A 2176-nucleotide genomic window follows, 5' to 3' on the forward strand; every position below is an offset into this window, starting at 1 on the left:
GTTTGACATGTATGTGACCATTTGAGACTTTTACTGTAACTGTCCGGCTAAAACGCTCACCGGTTTCTGCATCATCCATCTTTAAACCATAGGCTCTAATCAAATGCCCAACCATAGCTACATTCTTTTGTCCGACTAAAAATTGATCCGTCTCTTGGCTTGATTCTGCACCGCCTACTAGATTTACCTCTAATTGTTCTTTGCTACAACCTAGTTTTTTTAGGAAATAATTCACCATAAAGGGGACAATATCCGATGCAAAATAACCCGGCTTCATTTTATAAAGAGCCTGATTTCTAGTACTTGAATTCTGAGGAAGTACAATATGAGCCATTGCTGTATGTTTTGTATGGTTACAATGAATGATTAATGCAACACAAGATCCAAGGGCATGGGTGACAATGGTTTCGCTCGGATCGTTGGATATTATGATTTCACCAATACCTACATTTAACATATATCACCTCAAGTATTTCATCATATTGTGACCCATTAGATCTAAGGAAGTCTGCTTTGTTATGCCATTTAGTTCATAAGCCACCTTTGGCATACCATATACCACACTGGATGCTTCATCTTGACCTATGGTAATGGCGCCTTTTCTTTTCATGGCCGTTATCCCTTTTGCTCCATCGTACCCCATACCTGTGAGTAGAACACCCATCGCACGCTTACCTACTTGTTCTGCTATAGATAGGAATAAGACATCTACGGAAGGGCAATGTCCGCTGACTTTTTCACTAACATATACTTTCAAACTATAACCAGCTCCTCTTTTCTCGACTTGTATGTGCTGATCACCCGGCGCCAGATATACATGGTTTTTCTTAATGATGTCATTATCAACTGCCTCTTTGACCGTGAAATGGGTTTGATTGTTTAACCTTTCTGCAAACATGGCCGAGAAAACAGGTGGTATGTGTTGAACGATAACAATACCCGGCATATCACTAGGCAGTTGCTTTAATACCTTGAATATGGCTTCTGTACCCCCTGTGGATGCGCCAATCCCGATTAAGTCAAACTGTTTAATTTCTTGATGATCATTTTTTTCTACCACTATGGGCTTTTCATTGATTTTGACACTTGCTTTAGACGCTGCCTTTATTTTACCCACCAACTCAAGTATAAAATCTTGAACACTTTCGGGAGACTGGGCGCTTGGCTTAGATACAAACTCAACAGCGCCTGCCTTCATAGCATCAAAGACCTTGTTGCTAACGGCACTTACTACAATAATTGGTACAGGATATTGTGGCATTAGACGTCTAATAAATTCTATACCATTCATTTTGGGCATCTCTATATCGCAGGTGACCACATCCGGTTCAAACTCAAGGATTTTATCGGCTGCGTCATAAGGGTCTATAGCCGTTGCTACTACTATGATAGAAGGGTCTATTTGAATGCCCCTTGATAAAATTTCTCTAAAAACACGGCTGTCATCAACAATCAATACTTTTATAGCCATCCTTACTCATCCCCCTTTTACTTTTCTATAGACTGCTGGCTTAATATATTTAAACTTGGTGCTTTCTCTACTGATGGATTCTGAATGTCCTATAAACAAGTAGCCTCCAGGTTCTAAGATATCATATAGTTTGCTAATCAGTTGTGCTTTTGTCTCATGGTCAAAATAGATCATGACGTTGCGACAAAAAATGATATGAAACTTTTTTTTAAACGGAAAATAGGGTTCAAGCAAGTTGAATCTTCGATAAACAACTTCCTTCTTTAAGCTTTCCTTGACCTGAAATTGATGGTCATTAATTTTATTAAAATAATTTAGCAGCCATATTTTAGGCAGGGTACTTAGCTTTTCTTTTGAGTATATGCCCTTTTTCGCTTCTTCAAGGACACTTAAGGACAGATCCGTCGCCAGCAGTTTTTTATCCCATAAAAAGGCTTCATTCTTAAAGAAATCTGCAAGAAGTATGGCCAAGGTATACGGTTCTTCTCCCGAGGATGCTGCAGCACACCAAACCCGTAGGTCTTTGTTCTGTATGGACCTCTTCATATAAGGCAACACCTCTTGCATCAAATAATTAAAGTGCTCCGATTCGCGCATAAAATAGGTATGGTTGGTGGTGATTTTATCAATCAGACGACTCAGTTCCTTACCTTCTTTGTCGTTTTTAAGCAATTGATAATAAGCCATAAAACTATTTAAGTTATG

The 2176-nt window shown here is 39.0% G+C and carries 3 protein-coding genes; all 3 read right to left on the reverse strand.

The window, feature by feature from the left end; genetic code table 11:
- Positions 1-457: chemotaxis protein CheD (locus AC6F8J_RS13790; protein ID WP_500724145.1), on the reverse strand; the 457-nt coding region annotated here is incomplete at its 3' end.
- A 3-nt stretch (positions 458-460) separates the two neighbouring features.
- Positions 461-1471, reverse strand: a complete 1011-nt coding sequence (locus tag AC6F8J_RS13795) for a chemotaxis-specific protein-glutamate methyltransferase CheB (RefSeq protein ID WP_500724147.1) — start codon at positions 1469-1471, stop codon at positions 461-463.
- Between the two features lie 6 nt (positions 1472-1477).
- Positions 1478-2176 (reverse strand): CheR family methyltransferase (locus AC6F8J_RS13800; protein WP_500724149.1); only part of this gene is annotated, 699 nt, incomplete at its 5' end.

The organism is Petrocella sp., from assembly GCF_059865615.1.

What these genes read in the sequence shown, in the direction of transcription:
- AC6F8J_RS13795 (WP_500724147.1), bottom strand. Translation starts at nt 1,471, where the DNA reads ATGGCTATAAAAGTATTGATTGTTGATGACAGCCGTGTTTTTAGAGAA.